At 72.2% G+C, this 20,941-nt stretch carries 1 protein-coding gene; it reads right to left on the minus strand.

All coding sequences use genetic code 11. From position 1 onward, the window contains the following. Positions 1-236: 236 nt before the first annotated feature. Entirely contained in the window at positions 237-20,912 is a 20,676-nt protein-coding gene (locus tag M1203_RS24810; RefSeq protein WP_249951997.1) for a type I polyketide synthase, read from the minus strand. Positions 20,913-20,941: the final 29 nt, after the last annotated feature.

A 20,941-nucleotide genomic window follows, 5' to 3' on the forward strand; every position in this document is an offset into this window, starting at 1 on the left:
CCTCGTTGTCCATGCCGTCTCTACTCCAGGGAACGTCGAGCCAGTGGGGTGGTCGGGCGGTAGGGCGTGTATCGAAAGTCCCGCCTGGCTCGCGACGCCCGGCACGCACGCTCGCCGCGTTGTCGGAGTCGTCCAAGTACGTCCAGTACGAGGACGATCCTCCGCCTTGCGATCGCACGCACCGGACGCCGCGAGCCCCGCCCTGAGGGCGGACGGCGCTACTTTCGATACACGCCCTAGGAGATACCGAACTCTTTACCAAGGAGCTCGAACACCTGGTCGTCGGTCGCGTCGTCGAGATCGTCGGACGCCTCCGCGGCGGCGTCGGCACGACTGTCGCGCCACACGGCCAGCAACGCCGACAGGCGGGCGCCGATCCGGTCGTCCTCGTCGTCGCCGCGCTCGATCGAGGCGAGGCTCGCCTCGATACGGCTCAACTCGGCGAGCAGCGGCGCCACACCACCGGGCTCGTCGACCACAAGCCCTTCCGAGAGGAGGCCGACCAGGTCGAGCGGGGTCGGGTAGTCGAATATCAGGGTGGCGGGCAGACGCAGCCCGGTGGCCGCGCCCAGTCGGTTGCGCAGCTCGACGGCGGTCAGCGAGTCGAAGCCCAGCTCGGTGAAGGCGCGCCGCTCGTCGACCGCCCCGGGACCGGGAAGCGCCAGCACAGCGGCGACATGCGTGCACACCACCTCCACCAGGGCGGACGTCCGTTCGGTCTTCGGCAGCGCCGCCAGCCGGTCCAGCAGCGCGGCAGCCGGGTCGGTCCCGGTGTCCGCCGCCCTGCGGGTCGTCGTACGCACGAGACCACTGAACAGCGGTGGCACGACCGGGAGTTCCCGTATGGCCCGCAGGTCGAGCCGCATCGGCACGACAACCGGATCCACGCCCACGGCCACCGCGTCGAACAGCTCGAGCCCCTCCTCGGTGGAGAGGCCCAGGGCCCCGGTCCCGGCCATCCGGGCGCCCATCCCGTCCTCGCCGGCCCACAGGCCCCATGCCAGCGACGTCGCGGGCAGGCCCTGAGTACGCCGGTGCCGGGCGAGCGCGTCGAGATACGCGTTGGCCGCCGCGTAGTTGGCCTGGCCGGGATTGCCCAGCGTGCCCGCGGCGGAGGAGAACAGCACGAACGCCGACAGGTCCAGGTCACGGGTCAGCTCATGCAGATGCCACGCCGCGTCGACCTTCGGCCGGAACACCGTGTCGACCTGATCCGGGGTCAGCGAACCGATCGTGCCGTCGTCCAGCACACCGGCGGTGTGCACGACGGCCGTCACGGGGTGCTCGGCCAGCAGCGCCGCCACCGCGTCCCGGTCCGCCACATCACAGGCCGCCACGACGACCTCGGCACCGAGTCCGACCAACTCGTCGTGCAGGGCGCCCACTTGACCGCGCCTGCTCGCCAGCACCAGCCGCCGCACCCCGTGCCGCACCACCAGATGCCGCGCCACCAAACCACCGAGCATCCCGCTCGCACCGGTCACCAGCACCGGCCCCACACCGAAATCGGGCCCCTCCGACTCCACCGCACCCGCACGCACAAGCCTCGGCACGAACAACCCACCGGCCCGCAGGGCCAGCTCGGGTTCCGTGCCGGCGATGGCCGGCTTCCAGCCGTCCTCGTCGTCGATGTCCACGAGTACGAAGCGGTCCGGGTTCTCCGACCGCGCCGTCCGCACCAGACCCCACACCGCGGCCGCCGCCAGATCCGGCACATCCTCCCCGGCCCCGACCGCCACCGCACCGCGCGTCACCAGCACCAGCCGCGACGCCGCACAGCGGTCGTCGGCCAACCAGCCCCGCACCAGCTCCAGAACGGCCAGCACCTCCCGGCGTACCGCGGCCACATCGCGCGACCCGGCACACCGCACCACGACGTTCTCCGGCAGCGACTCCCCCGCGTCCAGCGCCGACCGCACAGCGGCCCAGTCCGCGAACTCCGCGACGGAACCGGCACCCCCGGCCGACGCCGAAGCGGTCACCCAGTCCAGCCGGAACAGCGACTCATGCCTCCGCGCCGACCCCAGCGAACCCGCCGACACCGGTCGCAGCACCAGTGAGTCGATCGTGGCCACCGGAGCACCCGCCCCGTCCGCCACGGCCAGCGCCACCCCGTCCGACCCCGCGGGCGCCAACCGCACCCGCAACGCCGTCGCACCCGAAGCGTGCAGCCGCGCACCCGACCATGAGAACGGCAACCTGCCGGGAGCATCCGCGTCGCCCATCAGTCCGATGGCGTGCAGCGCCGCGTCCAGCAACGCCGGATGCAGACCGAACCCATCCACACCCACACCCTCGGGCAGCGCGACCTCGGCGAACACCTCGTCCCCACTGCGCCACGCCGCACGCAGCCCCTGGAACACCGGCCCATAACCGAAACCGCCATCGGCCATCCGGTCGTAGAGCCCGTCCAGGTCCACGGCCCGCGCCCCGGCTGGCGGCCAGACACCGACATCGGCCGACGGTACGTCGGCGCCACCGCTCGCGAGCACACCACTCGCGTGCCGCACCCACAGATCGCCGTCGTCGTCCCGCGCGTGCACCGTCACGGGACGCCGACCGGACTCGTCCGGCACACCGACCCGCACCTGCACCCGCACCGAGCCGTTCTCGGCCAGGACGAGCGGCGCCTCCAGCGTCAGCTCCTCGACCAGGTCGCACCCGACCTGATCACCCGCACGCACCGCCAGCTCCAGGAACGCCGTACCGGGCAGCAGCACCGAACCCTGGATGGCGTGATCGGCCAGCCACGGGTGCGTCCGCCGCGACAGCCTGCCGGTGAACAGGACGGTGTCCTCGTCCGCCGGGGCGACCGCCGCACCCAGCAGCGGGTGATCGGCGGAACCGAGCCCGAGCCCGGTCGCGTCGGTGGCGGGCCGCACGCTCGTGTCAGGCCAGAACCGCTGGTACTGGAAGGCGTACGTCGGCAGATCCACCCGTCGTGCGCCGCTGCCCGCGAAGTAGGCGGCCCAGTCGACGTGTACGCCCCGCACATGCAACTCGGCGAGCGCGGTCATGAGGGCGCCGTCCTCCGTCCGGTCCCCGCGCAGCACCGGGACGAACGCCGCGTCCGGCAGGGACTCCTGACCCAGCGCCGACAGCACGCCACCGGGTCCGATCTCGACGAGGACGTCCGCTCCGGTGGCGACCACGGCGTCGGCGAACCGCACCGACTCCCGTACGTGGCGCACCCAGTACTCCGGCGAACCCAGCTCCTCGGCCGTCACCTGCGCACCGGTCAATGTGGACACGATCGGGATCGTGGGCGCCTCGAACGACACGCCCTCCAGCACCGCGCGGAACTCGTTCAGCATCGGCTCCATCAACGGCGAGTGGAACGCGTGGCTGACACGGAGCCGGGTCGTCTTACGGCCTGCCTCACGCCACCGCTCCGCGACCACCTCCACATCGGCGGCCACACCCGAAACCACCACCGAGTTCGGACCGTTGACCGCCGCGATACCCACGGTGTCGGGCAGGTCCGGGGCAACCTCCGCCTCGGACGCCTGGATCGCGGCCATCGCACCGCCCTCGGGCAGCGCCTGCATCAACGCACCACGCGCCGACACCACCTTGACCGCGTCGGCCAACGACCACACACCCGCTACGTGCGCCGCGGCCAGCTCACCGATCGAATGGCCCGCCAGCACATCCGGCCGGACACCCCACGACTCCAGCAACCGGAACAACGCCACCTCGACCGCGAACAGCGCCGGCTGCGTCACCCCCGTCTCGTTCAGCGCCTCGGCGTCCTCGCCGAAGAGGACTTCACGCACCTCCGGGCCGAACTCGCCCAGTACAGCGTCCAGGGCGTCAGCGAACACCGGGAAACGCTCGGACAGTTCACGCCCCATCCCGAGGCGCTGCGACCCCTGTCCCGAGAACAGGAAACCCACCCTGTGCTCGTCGGCGACACCTCGTAGGGACCCGGCGGCCAGCCGGCCCTCGACGATGTCGGAGAGCCCGGTCACCAAGTCGGTGACGTCCCGGCCGACGACGGCGAGCCGGTGCTCGAAGTCGGCCCGCGACGTCGCGAGCGCACGGGCGATGTCCGCCGGGTCGAGGCCGGGCCGGGCGGTCAGGTGGTCGCGCAGCCGCACCGCCTGGTCGCGCAAGGCGCTCTCGGTACGGCCGGAGACCAGCCAGGGACCGAGCGGCGCCTCGGCCTCGGGAACACGCGGCGCGTCGACGTCCGGCGTGGCCTCGATGATGACGTGCGCGTTGGTACCGCTGAAGCCGAAGGACGACACACCCGCCCGCCGGGGGCGGTCCGTCTCGGGCCACGGCCGCGCCTCGGTCAGCAGCTCCACCGCACCCGCCGACCAGTCGACGTTCCGGGAGCGCTCGCCGACGTGCAGCGTCTTCGGCAGCACACCGTGCCGCATCGCCATCACCATCTTGATGACGCCACCCACACCGGCGGCGGCCTGGGTGTGACCGATGTTGGACTTCAGCGAGCCCAGCCACAGCGGCTCGCCCGCCCGGTCCCGCCCGTAGGTGGCGAGCAGCGCCTGCGCCTCGATCGGGTCACCCAGCGTCGTACCGGTCCCGTGCGCCTCCACAGCGTCCACATCCGACGGGGACAGGCCCGCGCTCGCCAGCGCCTGACGAATCACGCGTTGCTGCGACGGACCGTTCGGCGCGGTGAGTCCGTTGGACGCGCCGTCCTGGTTCACCGCCGAACCACGGATCACCGCCAGCACCTGGTGACCGTTGCGCTCGGCGTCCGACAACCGCTCCAGCACGAGCATCCCGACGCCCTCGCCCCAGCCGGTCCCATTGGCGTCGTCCGAGAACGAGCGGCACCGGCCGTCCGGCGACAGGCCCTGCTGGCGGCTGAAGTCGATGAACGCGGAGGGTGTCGACATGACGGTGGTGCCACCCGCGAGGGCGAGCGAGCACTCGCCCGACCGCAGCGCCTGCGCCGCCAGATGCAGCGCGACGAGCGACGACGAGCACGCCGTGTCCACGGTCATCGCGGGGCCTTCGAGGCCGAACGTGTAGGACACCCGGCCGGACGCGACGCTGCCCGCGTTGCCCGTACCGAGATAGCCCTCGACACTCTTCGGCACGCCGTGCAGTTGGCTGGCGTAGTCGTGGTACATCACGCCCGCGAACACACCGGTCGCGCTCCCCCGCAATGACCTGGGGTCGATGCCGGCCCGCTCGAACGCCACCCAGGAGGTCTCCAGCAGCAGCCGGTGCTGCGGATCCATCGCCAGCGCCTCCCGGGGAGAGATGCCGAAGAACGCCGGGTCGAACAGGTCGGCGTCGTGCAGGAAGCCGCCCTCACGGGTGTAAGAGCTGCCGACCCGTTCGCCCGACGGGTCGTAGAGCTCGTCCGTGTCCCATCCGCGCTCGGTCGGGAACAGTGTGATGCCCTCGGCTCCGTCGGCGACCAGCCGCCACAGGTCCTCGGGCGAGCGGACGTCGCCGGGGTAGCGGCAGCTCATGCCGACGATCGCGATCGGCTCGTCGGTCACGGCCACGGCCACGGCCGTACCGGTGGTCGCCGGGACGACGGGCGCGCCCGCGAACTCGGCGCCGACGAACGCGGCGAGCGCCGTGGGGGTCGGGTAGTCGAAGACCAGCGTGGCGGGCAGGCGCAGCCCGGTGGCCGCGCCCAGTCGGTTACGCAGGTCGACGGCGGTCAGCGAGTCGAAACCCAGCTCGGTGAACGCCTGGCCGGACGCGACCGCCTCCGGCCCGGAGTGGCCGAGCACCGCGGCGGCCTGGGTACGGACGAGGTCGAGCAGTATCCGGTCGCGCTCGGCCCCGGCCAGCGGTGCCAGCCGGTTCCGCAGCGCGGCGACCGGGTCGGCGCCGCTCCCCGCCGCCCTGCGGCTGGTCGTCCGGACCAGACCGCTGAACACCGGTGGCACCAGCGGGAGTTCCCGTACGGCCTTCGGGTCGAGCCGCATCGGTACGACGACCGGATCGGTCCCGCAGACCGCGGCGTCGAAGAGCGCGACCCCCTCCTCCGCCGACAGACCGGTGGAGGCGGACTGTGCCACCCGAGCACCCATGCCGTCCGCCCACAGGCCCCATGCCAGCGATGTCGCGGGCAGGCCCTGGGTACGGCGGTGCTGTGCCAGTGCGTCCAGGAACGTGTTCGCCGCCGCGTAGTTGCCCTGGCCCGGACCGCCGAGAGTGCCGGCCACCGAGGAGAACAGCACAAACGCCGACAGGTCCAGATCACGGGTCAGCTCGTGCAGATGCCACGCCGCGTCGACCTTCGGCCGGAACACGGCGTCGACCTGATCCGGAGTCAGCGAACCGATCGTGCCGTCGTCCAGCACACCGGCGGTGTGCACGACAGCGGTCACCGGGTGCTCGGCCAGCAGCGCAGCCACCGCGTCCCGGTCCGCGACGTCGCAGGCGGCCACGGTGACCTCGGCACCGAGTCCGACCAACTCGTCGTACAGGCCGCCCACTTGACCGCGCCTGCTCGCCAGCACCAGCCGCCCGACCCCGTGGCCGCCGACGAGGTGCCGGGCGACCAGACCGCCCAGCGCACCCGACGCGCCCGTCACCAGGACCGAACTGTCCGGCCCGAACGCCTGGTCGGTGCCGGCCTCCGGCCGTACCCGCGCCAGGCGGGCCACGAACACCCGTCCGTCCCGCACGACGGCCTGGGGCTCCCCGGTCGCCAGCGCCGGCCTCCAGCCGTCCTCGTCGTCGATGTCGACCAGTACGAAGCGGTCCGGGTTCTCCGACTGCGCCGTCCGCACCAGACCCCACACCGCGGCCGCCGCCAGATCCGGCACGTCATCCTCACGGCCGACCGCGACGGCGCCCCGGGTCACCAGCACGAGCCGCGAGGCCGCACAGCGGTCGTCGGCCAACCAGCCTTGCACCAGCTCCAGCGCGGCCAGCACCTCCGGGCGTACGGCGGCCACATCGCGCGACTCGGAGCACCGCACCACGACGTTGTCGGGCAGCGACTCCCCCGCGTCCAGCGCCGCCCGCACGGCGGCCCAGTCCGCGAACTCCGCCGCGAACTCCGGCGCGGAGCCGGCGCTCCCGGTGGACGCCGAAGCGGTCACCCAGTCCAGCCGGAACAGCGACTCCCATCCCTGCCGCGACAGCGTCGCCGACACCGGTCGCAGGACCAGTGAGTCGATCGTGGCCACCGGAGCACCCGCCCCGTCCGCCACGGCCAGCGCCACCCCGTCCGACCCCGCGGGCGCCAACCGCACCCGCAGCACCGTCGCACCGGAGGCGTGCAGCCGCATGCCCGACCACGAGAACGGCAGCTTGCCGGGCCCGTCGGAATCACCCATCAGCCCAATGGCGTGCAGCGCCGCGTCCAGCAGCGCCGGATGCAGACCGAACCCATCCGCACCCACATCCTCGGGCAGCGCGACCTCGGCGAACACCTCGTCCCCACTGCGCCACGCCGCACGCAGCCCCTGGAACACCGGCCCATAACCGAAACCGCCATCGGCCATCCGGTCGTAGAACCCGTTCAGGTCCACTGTCTCGGCACCGGCGGGCGGCCAGACACCGACATCGACCGAGGGTTCGTCGGCGCCACCGCTCGCGAGCACACCACTCGCGTGCCGCACCCACAACTCGGCGTCATCGTCCCGCGCGTACACCGTCACAGGACGACGACCGGACTCGTCCGGCACACCCACTCGTACCTGCACCCGGACGCCGCCGCGCTCGGGCAGCACGAGCGGCACCTCCAGCGTCAGCTCCTCGACCAGGCCGCAGCCGAGCTGATCGCCGGCCCGGATCGCCAGCTCGGCGAACGCCGTGCCGGGCAACAGGACCGAGCCCTGGATCGCGTGGTCCGCCAGCCACGGGTGGGACTCCAGGGACAACCGGCCCGTGAAGAGCCGCCCGTCCGAGTCCGCCGTGTCGACGACCGCGCTGAGCAGCGGATGGTCGGCCGAGCCGAGCCCCGCCGCGTCCAGGTCGCCGGCCGAGACCCCGGCGTCCAGCCAGTAGCGCTGGTGCTGGAAGGCGTACGTCGGCAGATCCACCCGACGCGCGCCACGACCGGCGAAGAACGCCTCCCAGTCCACCCGTACGCCCCGCGTGGACATCCGCGCCACCGCGGAGATCAGCGCCGACTCCTCCGGACGATCGCCGCGCAGCGCCGGCACGAACATCGCTTCCGGCGCGGACTCCTGGCCCAGTGCCGACAGTGTCCCGCCCGGCCCGATCTCGACGAACGTGACCGCGCCCTCGGCGACCAGCGTCTCGACGGCGTCGGCGAACCGCACCGACTCCCGTACGTGCCGCACCCAGTAATCCGGCGAACCCAACTCCTCGGCCGTCGCCTGCGCGCCGGTCAGCGTTGACACGATCGGGATCGTGGGCGCCTCGAACGACACGCCCTCCAGCACCGCGCGGAACTCGTCCAGCATCGGGTCCATCAACGGCGAGTGGAAGGCGTGGCTGACGCGCAGCCGGGTCACCTTCCGCCCGGTCTCACGCCATCGCTCGGCAACAGTCTCCACGTCGGCGGCGACACCGGAAATCACCACCGAGTGCGGACCGTTGACCGCCGCGATACCCACGGTGTCGGGCAGGTCCGGCGCGACCTCCGCCTCGGACGCCTGGATCGCGACCATCGCGCCGCCCTCGGGCAGCGCCTGCATCAGCGCGCCGCGCGCCGACACAACGCGAGCGGCGTCGGCCGGCGACCACACACCCGCCACGTGCGCCGCGGCCAGCTCACCGATCGAGTGCCCGGCCAGCATGGTGGGTCGAATGCCCCAGGACTCCAGCAGTCGGAACAGCGCGACCTCGACCGCGAACAGCGCCGGCTGGGTCACACCTGTCTGGTTCAGCGCCTCGGCGTCCTCGCCGAACAGGACTTCACGTACCGCCGGGCCGAACTCGTCCAGTACAGCGTCCAGAGCCTCGGCGAACACCGGAAAACGCTCGGACAGTTCACGGCCCATCCCGAGCCGCTGCGAGCCCTGACCCGAGAACAGGAAACCCACACCGCCGACGGCGACGGACCCCGTGACCAGGCCGGGGAACGTACGCTCCTCGGCCAGTGCGGCGAGCCCGTCCAGCAGTGCCTCACGGTCGTCCGCCACGACGACGGCCCGGTGGTCGAAGGCGGACCGTGTCGCCGTCAGTGAGTAGGCGACGTCCAGCACGCCGATCCCCGGCTCGCCCGCGACACGCTCCCGCAGCCGCGACGCCTGCTCCCGCAGCGCTTCCACGCTCCGGCCCGACAACACCCACGGTGCGACGCCGTCGACCGGAACCGGAACCGGAACCGGAACCGGAAGGCGGTCCTCGCCCGGCGCGTGCTCGATGATGGTGTGCGCGTTCGTGCCGCTCACACCGAACGACGACACACCGGCACGACGCAGCCGGCCCGTCTCCGGCCAGGGCCGGGCCTCCGTCAGCAGTTCGACATCACCGGCCGACCAGTCCACCTGGGACGTGGGCTCGTCGGCGTGCAGGGTCGGTGGCAGCACACCGTGCCGCAGCGCCATGACCATCTTGATGATGCCGCCGACCCCGGCCGCTGCCTGGGTGTGGCCGGTGTTCGACTTGATCGAGCCGAGCCACAGCGGCTCACCGGCACGGTCCTGGCCATAGGTGGCCAGCAGCGCCTGCGCCTCGATCGGGTCACCCAGCGTCGTACCCGTGCCATGCGCCTCCACCGCGTCCACCTCGGACGGTGTCAGCCCGGCACTCGCCAGAGCCTGGCGAATGACCCGCTGCTGCGACGGGCCGTTCGGCGCGGTGAGGCCGTTGGACGCGCCGTCCTGGTTGATCGCCGAGCCCCGCACCACCGCCAGCACCTGGTGGCCGTTGCGCCGGGCGTCGGACAGCCGCTCCACGAGCAGCATGCCGACGCCCTCGCCCCAGCCGGTGCCGTCCGCGCTGTCGGAGAACGACTTGCACCGACCGTCGGCGGCCAGACCCCGCTGGCGGCTGAAGTCGACGAACGTGCCCGCGGTGGCCATCACGGCGACGCCGCCGGCCAGCGCCATATCGCACTCGCCGGACCGCAGCGCCTGCACCGCCATGTGCAGGGCGACCAGCGACGACGAGCACGCCGTGTCCACCGTGACCGCGGGGCCCTCAAGCCCCAGCACGTAGGCGACGCGGCCGGACGCGACACTGCCGGAGGCGCCGGTGCCGAGATAGCCCTCCACGTCCTCCGGAACGGAACGCAGCCGCGCCGCGTAGTCGTGGTACATCAGACCCGCGAACACACCGGTCGCGCTGCCCCGCACCGACTCCGGGGCGATCCCCGCCCGTTCGAACGCCTCCCACGAGGTCTCCAGCAGCAGACGCTGCTGCGGGTCCATCGCCAGCGCCTCACGCGGCGAGATCCCGAAGAACGCCGGGTCGAACTGGTCGGCGTCGTACAGGAAGCCGCCTTCACGCGTGTAGGAGGTGCCCATGTGTTCCGGGTCCGGGTGGTACAGCCTCTCCACGTCCCAGCCGCGATTGCCGGGGAACTCGCCGATGGCGTCGACACCGTTCAGCACGAGCTGCCACAGGTCCTCGGGCGAGTTCACACCGCCGGGATAGCGGCAGCTCATGCCGACGATCGCGATCGGCTCGTCGGTCACGGTGGCCACCGCGCGAGCGGTCGCCACCGTGACGACCGGAGAACCCGCGAGCTCGGTGCCGAGGAAGGCGGCCACCGCCTCGGGGGTCGGGTAGTCGAAGACCAACGTCGCGGGCAGGCGCAGCTCGGTGACCGCGTTGAGGTTGTTGCGCAGCTCGACAGCGCTGAGGGAGTCGAAGCCGAGTTCCCTGAACGCGCGGTCGGGCGCGATGGCGTGCGCCGAGCTGTGGCCCAGCACCATGGCCACATGCCCCAGCACGAGGTCCAGCAATACCTTCTCCCGCTCGGCGTCGGTGAGTCCCACCAGCGACTCGGCCAGCGCCGAGCCCGCGACGGCCGCGCGCTCGACTGCCCTGCGCGCCGTGCCGCGCACCAGACCGCGCAGGACGAGCGCCACGGGGTGTGAACGCGCCTGCCGGTGCAGGGCGGGCAGATCCAGGGGCACCGGCGCCAGCACGGCACGCCCGGTCGAACCCGCGGCGTCGAACAGGGCGAGCCCCTGGGCCGTACGGAGCGGGATCAGACCGCCCCTGCTCATCCGCTTCACATCGGCCTCGTCGAGCTGGCCGCTCATCCCGCTGGCTTCGGCCCACAGGCCCCACGCCAGCGACGTGGCGGGCAGGCCGGCGAAGCGCCGGTGCTGCGCGAGCGCGTCCAGGAACGTGTTGGCCGCCGCGTAATTGCCCTGGCCCGGACCACCGAACACACCGGAGGCGGAGGAGAACAGCACGAATGCCGACAGGTCCAGATCGCGGGTCAGCTCGTGGAGGTTCCATGCCGCGTCGACCTTCGGCCGGAACACGGTGTCGATCCGCTCCGAGGTCAGCGAACCGATCGTGCCGTCGTCCAGCACACCGGCGGTGTGCACGACGGCCGTCACCCGGTGCTCGGCCAGCAGCGCCGCCACGGCCTCCCGGTCGGCCACGTCACACGCCGCGAACACCACCTCGGCACCCTGCGCCACGAGTTCATCACGCAGCTCCCCGGCACCCTCGGCCGCAGCGCCACGCCTGCTGACCAGCAGCAGACTCCGCACACCCCGCTCCACCACCAGATGCCGGGCCACCAGACCACCCAACGTGCCCGTCGCACCCGTGACCAGCACCGCACCCGAACCAAAACCGGGGTCATCCACCACGGACCGCCGAACCCTGGCCAGCCGCGGCACACTGACGGCGCCGGAGCGGACCGCCAACTGCGGTTCACCGGTGGCCAACGCGGACGGCAACGCGTCGAGCGAGGCCACTTCGTCGTCGAGGTCGACCAGCACGATACGGTCCGGATTCTCCGACTGGGCCGATCGCACCAGGCCCCACACGGCGGCCTGCGCGACGTCCCGTACATCCTCGTCGTCCGAGACGGCGACCGCGCCGCCGGTCACCACGACCAGGCGGGCCGCGTCGAACCGCTCGTCCGTCAGCCAGGTCTGGACCGCGTCGAGCGCCCAGTGCGCCGCCTCGTGCGCCGAGGAAACGGGGTGGGACGCGGACATGATCGGACGGGTCAGGACGACGAAGTCGGGCAGCTCCACCGACGGCGTGAGCGTCTCCAGTTCCGTCCACTCGGTCGTCGGGAGATCGCCGTCGGGCAGCGCCACCGGCACCCAGTCCACACCGAACAGGGCGTCGGCGAGATCGTCATCCGCCAATTGCTCCTGCGAGACCGGTCGGATCACCAGCGAGTCGATCGTGGCCACCGGGGCGCCCGCCCCGTCCGCGACCGTCAACGCCACCCGGTCCGCCCCGGAGGGGGTCAACCGTACCCGCAGCAGCTCCGCGCCTGAGGCGTGCAGTCGCACGCCCGACCACGCGAACGGCAACCGACCTACGCCGTCGGCGTCGTCGGCCAGGCCGATGGCGTGCAGCGCCGCGTCCAGCAGCGCCGGGTGGAGACCGAATCCGTCGGCTCCTACGCCCTCGGGCAGCGCGACCTCGGCGAACACCTCGCCACCGTGTCGCCATGCCGCGCGCAACCCCTGGAACACCGGTCCGTAGCCGAACCCGCCGTCGGCCATGTGCTCGTAGAACCCGGCCAGGTCCACGGCCTCGGCACCGGCGGGCGGCCACTCGGTCAGGGAAGCCCCCGCAGAGCGCCCGCCTGCCCGCAGCACACCGATGGCGTGCCGGGTCCACGAACGGCCGTCATCGGTGTCACCCACGCTGGAGTGAAGGGTCAGCTCACGCCGGCCCGATCCGTCCTCCGCACCGACCCACACCTGCACGCGCACCGTGCCGCTCCTGGGCAGGACGAGCGGCGCCTCAAGCGTCAGCTCCTCGACCAGGTCGCAGCCGACCTGGTCACCCGCGCGGATCGCCAGTTCAAGGAACGCCGTGCCGGGCAGCAGGATCGAGTCGAGTACCGCGTGATCGGCCAGCCAGGGGTGGGTCTGGGCCGACAGACGGCCGGTGAGCAGCACACCGTCCGTGCCACCGAGGGCGACGGTCGCGCCCAGCAACGGGTGCTCGGCCGCACCGAGCCCGGCCGCCGTGACATTACCCATCGCGGGCCGCACGATGGGCCAGTAGCGCTCGCGCTGGAACGCGTAGGTGGGCAGGTCCACTTGTCGAGTGCCGCTCCCCGCGAAGAAGGGCTCCCAGTCCACCCGGACACCACGTACGTGCAGCTGTCCCGCGGCCGTCGTGGCGGCCACGGCCTCCGGGCGATCCGCCCGCAGCGCCGGTACGAAGACCGCGTCGGACGCGGACTCCTGGCCCAGCGCCGACAGCGTCCCGCCGGGCCCGACCTCCACGAACGTCGCCACACCCTCGGCCACCAGCGTCTCGACGGCGTCCGCGAATCGCACCGACTCCCGCACATGCCGCACCCAGTAGTCAGGCGAACCCAACTCCTCGGCCGTCGCCCGCACACCGGTCAGTGTCGACACGATCGGGATCGTCGGCGCCTCGAACGACACGCCCCCCAGCGCCGCGCGGAACTCATCGAGCATCGGGTCCATCAACGGCGAGTGGAACGCGTGGCTGACACGGAGCCGGGTCACCTTACGTCCCGCCTCGCGCCACCGCTCCGCGACCACCTCTACGTCGTCGGCAGCACCGGAGATCACCACCGAGTGCGGGCCGTTGACCGCCGCGATGCCGACGGTGTCGGGCAGTTCGGGTTCGACTTCGGCCTCGGTCGCCTGGATCGCCACCATCGCACCGCCCTCGGGCAGCGCCTGCATCAACGCACCACGCGCCGACACCACCTTGACCGCATCGGCCAACGACCACACACCCGCCACATGCGCAGCCGCCAGCTCACCGATCGAATGACCCGCCAGCATGTCCGGCCGGACACCCCACGACTCCAACAGCCGGAACAACGCCACCTCGACCGCGAACAACGCCGGCTGCGTCACCCCCGTCTCATTCAGCGCCTCGGCATCCTCACCGAACAGCACCTCACGCACCGCAGGGGCGAACTCGCCAAGCACCGTGTCCAGGGCCTCCGCGAACACCGGGAAACGCGCGGACAGTTCACGCCCCATCCCCAGCCGCTGCGACCCCTGCCCCGAGAACAGGAAACCCACCTGCCCGGGATCCTCGACACCTCCAGTGACCACGGCCCCGGTCGCCTGCCCCTCGGCCACCGCCGCCAAAGCAGCCAGGAATTCGGACCGGTCCCCGGCGACCACCACCGCACGGTGCTCCAGCACCGCCCGCGAAGACACCAGCGCACGACCCACATCCGCCACCGTCAACTCAGCGTCGTCGTCGACGAAGGACCCGAGTCGCGCGGCCTGCTCCCGTAACGCCTCGGAGGTCCGGGCCGACAGCACCCACGGCACCAGGCCGAGGTCGTCGCGCACAGACTCCGGGGTCCCCTCCCGCTCCTCCACGGGAGCCTGCTCGAAGATGACGTGCGCGTTCGTACCGCTCACACCGAACGCCGATACGCCGGCCCGCCACGGCCGCCCCGTCTCCGGCCACGGCCGATTCTCCGCCAGCAGCTCGACGGCGCCCGCCGACCAGTCCACGTGCGACGACGGCTCGGTGACATGCAGCGTCCGCGGCAGCACACCGTGCCGCAGCGCCATCACCATCTTGATCACACCAGCCACACCGGCCGCGGCCTGGGTGTGACCGATGTTCGACTTCACCGAACCCAGCCACAGCGGCTCACCGGAGCGATCCCGCCCGTAGGTGGCCAGCAGCGCCTGCGCCTCGATCGGGTCACCCAGCGTCGTACCCGTGCCATGCGCCTCCACCGCGTCCACCTCGGACGGAGCGAGACCCGCACTGGCGAGCGCCTGGCGGATGACCCGCTGCTGCGACGGACCGTTCGGCGCGGTCAGACCGTTCGACGCGCCGTCCTGGTTCACGGCGGAGCCGCGCATCACCGCCAGCACCTGGTGACCGTTCCGCCGCGCGTCCGACAGCCGCTCAAGCAGCAGCATGCCGACGCCTTCGCCCCACCCGGTACCGTCCGCGCTGTCGGAGAACGCCTTGCAGCGCCCGTCCTCCGCCAGTCCGCGCTGGCGGCTGAAGTCGATGAACACACCCGGCGTCGACATCACTGTCACACCACCGGCCAGCGCCATCGAGCACTCCCCGGAGCGCAGCGCCTGGCTCGCCCAGTGCAGCGCCACCAGCGACGAGGAGCAGGCCGTGTCCACCGTGACCGCGGGACCCTCAAGGCCGAACGTGTAGGACAGCCGGCCGGAGATGACACTCGCCGCGCTGCCCGTGCCGACGTACCCCTCCACCCCCTCCAGGCTGTCCGGCGCGGCCATGAGCAGCGTCGGGTAATCCTGGCCGTTGGTGCCGACGAACACGCCTGCCTGGCTGCCCCGCAGTGAGTTCGGGTCGATGCCCGCCCGCTCGAACGCCTCCCAGGAGGTCTCCAGCAGCAGCCGCTGCTGCGGGTCCATCGCCAACGCCTCACGCGGCGAGATCCCGAAGAACGCGGGGTCGAACTCCCCGGCGCGGTCGAGGAAGGCACCCATGCGGGTGTACGACGTGCCGGTACTCGCCGGGTCCGGGTCGTACAGCGCGTCCAGGTCCCAGCCGCGGTCGGCCGGGAACTCCACCACGGCGTCCCCGCCGCCGACCAGCAGTCGCCACAGGTCCTCCGGCGAGTCCACCCCGCCGGGGAACCGGCAGCTCATGCCGACGATCGCGATCGGCTCGTCGACGGCGACGGCTGTGTGCGCGGTCGCGGTCAGGACGGGTGCGCCCGCGAGTTCCGCGTCGAGGAACGCCGCCAGCGCCGCGGGGGTCGGGTAGTCGAAGACCAGCGTCGTGGGCAGGCGCAGCTCGGTGACCGCGTTGAGGAGGTTGCGCAGCTCGACAGCGGTCAGCGAGTCGAAGCCGAGTTCCCTGAACGCCCGGTCGGGTGCGATGGCGTGCGCGGAGCTGTGGCCCAGCACCACGGCGACGTGGCCGAGCACGAGGTCCAGCAGTGCCTTCTCCCGCTCCGCGGCGGTCATCGCGGCCAGCGAGTGCGCGAACGCGGACTCGGCGACGGAGCCGGCGTCGGCGGTCCTGCGCACCGTGCCGCGCACCAGGCCACGCAGGATGTGCGCCACGGGGTGGGTACGCGCCTGCCGCTGCAACGCGGGCAGGTCAAGAGGCGCCGGCGCCAGCAGGGCACGCCCGGTCGAGCCCGCCGCGTCGAACAGCGCGAGCCCCTCGGCCGTACGGAGGGGGAGCAGGCCGCCCCGGCTCATTCGCTTCAGGTCGGCGTCGTCGAGCTGGCCGGTCATCCCGCTGGCCTCGGCCCACAGGCCCCACGCCAGCGACGTGGCGGGCAGCCCGGCGGCCCGGCGGTGCTGGGCGAGCGCGTCCAGGAATGTGTTCGCCGCCGAGTAGTTGCCCTGTCCAGGGGCGCCGAGGAGGCCCGCGACCGACGAGAACAGCACAAACGCCGAGAGGTCCAGGTCCTGCGTCAACTCGTGCAGATTCCACGCCGCGTCGACCTTCGGCCGGAACACGGTGTCGATCCGCTCCGGCGTCAGCGAGCCGATCGTTCCGTCGTCGAGCACACCGGCGGTGTGGACGACAGCGGAGACCTCGTGCTCGGCCAGCAGGCTCGCGACGGCCTCCCGGTCGGCCACGTCACAGGCCACCACGTCAACCTCGGCCCCCAGAGCGACCAGTTCGTCACGCAGTTCCCCGGCGCCCTCGGCCGCCGCACCACGTCGGCTCGCCAGCAGCAGGCTCCGCACTCCCCGCGCCGCGACCAGGTGCCGCGCGACCAGGGCTCCCAGTGTGCCCGTCGCACCCGTGACCAGCACCGCACCCGAACCGAAACCGGGGTCGTCCACCACGGACCGCGGAACCCTGGCCAGCCGTGGAGCGGTGACGGCACCCGAGCGCACCGCCACCTGCGACTCCCCGGTGGCCAACGCGGCGGGCAGCACATCGAGCGAGGCCGCGTCGTCGTCCAGGTCCACCAGGACGATCCGGTCCGGGTTCTCCAGCTGGGCCGACCGCACCAGACCCCACACCGCCGCTTGCGCGATGTCGCGCACATGCTCGTCGGACGAGGCGGCGACGGCGCCTCCGGTCACCACGACCAGCCGGGCCGCGTCGAACCGTTCATCCGTCAGCCACCTCTGCACCGCGTTCAGCGCCCAGTGCGCCGCCTCATGCGCGGCGGACACCGGACCGGACGCGGACGTGACCGGACACGACATGGCCACGAAGTCGGACCGCGGCTGCGTCAGGGTCTCCAGGTCGGTCCACTCGACCGTCGGGGCGTCGTCGTCGGAGAGCGGGACCGGCACCCAATCGACACCGAACAGCGCGTTGCCGCCATCCCCACCGGCGAGCTGGTCCAGCGACACCGGGCGCAGCACCAGCGAGTCCACGGTCGCGACCGGAGCACCCGCCCCGTCCGCCACGGTCAACGACACCTCGTCCGCCCCGGTGGGCGCCAAGCGCACTCGCAGCACCGTCGCGCCCGAGGCGTGCAGCCGCACGCCCGACCACGAGTACGGAAGGCGCCCGATCCCGTCGGCTTCACCGGCCAGGTCCAGGGCGTGCAGCGCGGCGTCCAGCAGCGCCGGGTGCAGGCCGAAACCCTCCACGCCCACACCGTCCGGCAGTACGACCTCGGCGAACACCTCGTCCTCGCGCCGCCACACGGCCCGTAGCCCCTGGAAGACCGGCCCGTAGCCGATACCGGCATCGGCGGCGCGGTCGTAGAGCCCGTCCAGGTCGACGACTTTGGCGCTCGCGGGCGGCCACTCCACGAGGGAAGTCCCGGTGGAGCGCCCGACCCCGCGCAGCACACCGGTGGCGTGCCGTGTCCACGGCCGATCGTCGTCGGTGTCGCCCGCACTGGAATAGACGGTCAGCTCACGCCTGCCCGACTCGTCCTCGGCGCCGACCCATACCTGCACCCGGACGCCGCCGCGCTCGGGCACCACCAGCGGCGCCTCCAGCGTCAGTTCCTCCACCAGGTCACACCCGACCTGGTCACCCGCCCGCACCGCGAGCTCGACAAACGCCGCACCTGGCAGCAGAACCGAACCCTGGACCACATAGTCGGCCAGCCACGGGTGGGTCTGCACCGACAGGCGGCCGGTGAGCAGCACACCATCCGTGCCCCCGACCGTGACAGCCGCGCCCAGCAGCGGGTGGTCGGCCGAGCCGAGCCCGGCCGCCGTCACATCACCGACCGCGGGCAACGCGTCCAGCCAGTAGCGCTCGTGCTGGAACGCGTATGTCGGCAGGTCAACCCGCCGGGCGCCACGACCGGCGAAGAAGGGCTCCCAGTCCACCCGGACACCACGTACATGCAGTTGTCCGGCGGCCGTTGTGGCGGCCAGGGCCTCCGGCCGATCACCGCGCGCCATCGGCACGAACGTCGCGTCGGGCGCGGACTCCTGGCCCAGCGCGGACAGCGTCCCGCCGGGCCCGACCTCGACGAACGTCGCCACACCCTCGGCGACCAGCGTCTCGACGGCGTCGGCGAACCGCACCGACTCGCGCACATGCCGCACCCAGTACTCCGGCGAGGCCAGCTCCTCAGCCGTCGCCAACCGGCCCGTCAGCGTCGACACGACCGGCATCGCCGGCGCCCCGTAGGACACGCCCTCCAGTACCCGGCGGAACTCGTCCAGCATCGGGTCCATCAACGGCGAGTGGAACGCGTGACTCACCCGCAGACGAGACACCTTCCGCCCCGCCTCGCGCCACCGCTCCGCGACCGCCTCCACATCGGCGGCCACACCCGAAACCACCACCGAGCTCGGACCGTTCACCGCCGCGATGCCCACAGTGTCAGGCAGGTCCGGCGCAACCTCCGCCTCGGTCGCCTGGATCGCGACCATCGCACCGCCCTCGGGCAGCGCCTGCATCAACGCACCCCGCGCCGACACCACCCTGACCGCATCGGCCAACGACCACACACCCGCCACATGCGCCGCCGCCAGCTCACCGATCGAATGACCCGCCAGCATGTCCGGCCGGACACCCCACGACTCCAACAGCCGGAACAACGCCACCTCGACCGCGAACAACGCCGGCTGCGTCACCCCCGTCTCATTCAGCGCCTCGGCATCCTCGCCGAACAGCACCTCACGCACCGCAGGGTCGAACTCGCCCAGCACCTCGTCCAGGGCCTCCGCGAACACCGGGAAACTCTCGGACAGTTCACGCCCCATTCCGAGCCGCTGCGACCCCTGACCCGAGAACAGGAAACCCACCTGCCCGGGGTCGTCGGCGACTCCCGTGACCACGGCGCCGGTCGCCCGCCCCTCGGCCACCGCCGCCAAGGCATCCAGGAACTCGGACCGTTCGGCGGCGACCACCACCGCACGGTGCTCCAGCACCGCCCGCGATGTCGCGAGCGAGTAACCCACATCGACAAGGGACTGATCGCCCACGGAGGACAGGAGCCGCTCGGCCTGACCACGCAGCGCGGCCTCGTCACGCGCCGACAGCACCCACGGCATCAGCCCGTCGCGCGGCGCCGGTCCGTCGCCCACCGGCTCCGGGGCTTCCTCCCGCTCCACCACGGGCGCCTGCTCGACGATGACATGCGCGTTCGTCCCGCTCACACCGAACGACGACACACCGGCACGCCACGGCCGGCCGGTCTCCGGCCACGGCCGGGTCTCCGCCAGCAGCTCCACCGCACCCGCCGACCAGTCGACGTGCGACGACGGTTTGTCCACGTGCAGCGTCTTGGGCAGCACACCGTGCCGCATCGCCAGCACCATCTTGATCACACCGGCCACACCCGCGGCGGCCTGCGTGTGACCGACGTTCGACTTCAGCGCCCCCAGCCACAGCGGCCGGTCGGCGGGCCTGCCCTGGCCGTACGTCGCCAGCAGCGCCTGGGCCTCGATCGGGTCACCCAGCGTCGTACCCGTGCCGTGCCCCTCGACGGCGTCCACATCGGACGGTACGAGGCCCGAGTGGGCCAGCGCGGCCCGGATCACCCGCTGCTGCGAGGGGCCGTTCGGCGCGGTGAGACCGTTCGACGCACCGTCCTGGTTCACCGCCGAACCCCGCACCACCGCCAGCACCGGATGCCCGTTGCGCTGCGCGTCCGACAGCCGCTCCAGCAGGAGCAGACCGGCTCCCTCGCCCCACCCGGTGCCGTCAGCGGCGTCGGCGAAGGGCTTGCAGCGGCCGTCCATCGCCAGCCCGCGCTGGCGGCTGAACTCGATGAACGTGTCCGGTGTCGCCATCACGGTGACGCCGCCCGCGACGGCGAGCCCGCACTCGCTGTGCCGCAGCGCGTGTACCGCGAGATGCAGGGCGACCAGGGACGACGAACAGGCGGTGTCGATGGTCAGCGCGGGGCCTTCCAAGCCGAGCACGTAGGAGATGCGGCCGGACACGACGCTGGCCGCGTTGCCGGTGAGGAAGTACCCCTCGTAGCCGTCCGGCACGCCGCCCTTGGCCAAGCGCGCCAGGTAGCCCTGGCCGTTGGTGCCGATGAAGACACCGGTCCTGCTGCCCCGCACCGAGTGCGGATCGATGCCCGCCTGCTCGAACACCTCCCATGACGTCTCCAGCAGCAGCCGCTGCTGCGGATCCATCGCGGCGGCCTCGCGTGGCGAGATACCGAAGAACGCCGGGTCGAACTGGTCGACGTCGTGCAGGAAGCCGCCTTCGCGGGTGTAGCTGGTCCCCTGCTGATCGGGGTTCTCGTCGTACAGCCCCTCCAGGTCCCAGCCACGGTTGGTGGGGAACCCGGAGACGGCGTCCCGGCCGTCCGCGAGGAGGTGCCACAGATCCTCCGGCGAGCGCACACCGCCGGGGAACCGGCAGCTCATGCCGACGATCGCGATCGGCTCGACCTCGCGCTCCTCGGCCTCGCGCAGCTTGCCGCGCATCTCCTGCAGGTCCACTGTGGCCCGCCGGAGGTAGTCGAGGTACTTCTCCTCGTTCGACATGTGTTCCGACCCTTCAGGCGAGTTCATTG

Origin of the sequence: Streptomyces sp. 35G-GA-8 (assembly GCF_023534745.1) — a bacterium.
In the GTDB taxonomy this organism is placed as follows: Bacteria; Actinomycetota; Actinomycetes; order Streptomycetales; family Streptomycetaceae; genus Streptomyces.

Excerpts from the sequence above, each read along its gene's own strand:
- M1203_RS24810 (WP_249951997.1), bottom strand. The coding sequence starts at position 20,912 with ATGTCGAACGAGGAGAAGTACCTCGACTACCTCCGGCGGGCCACAGTG.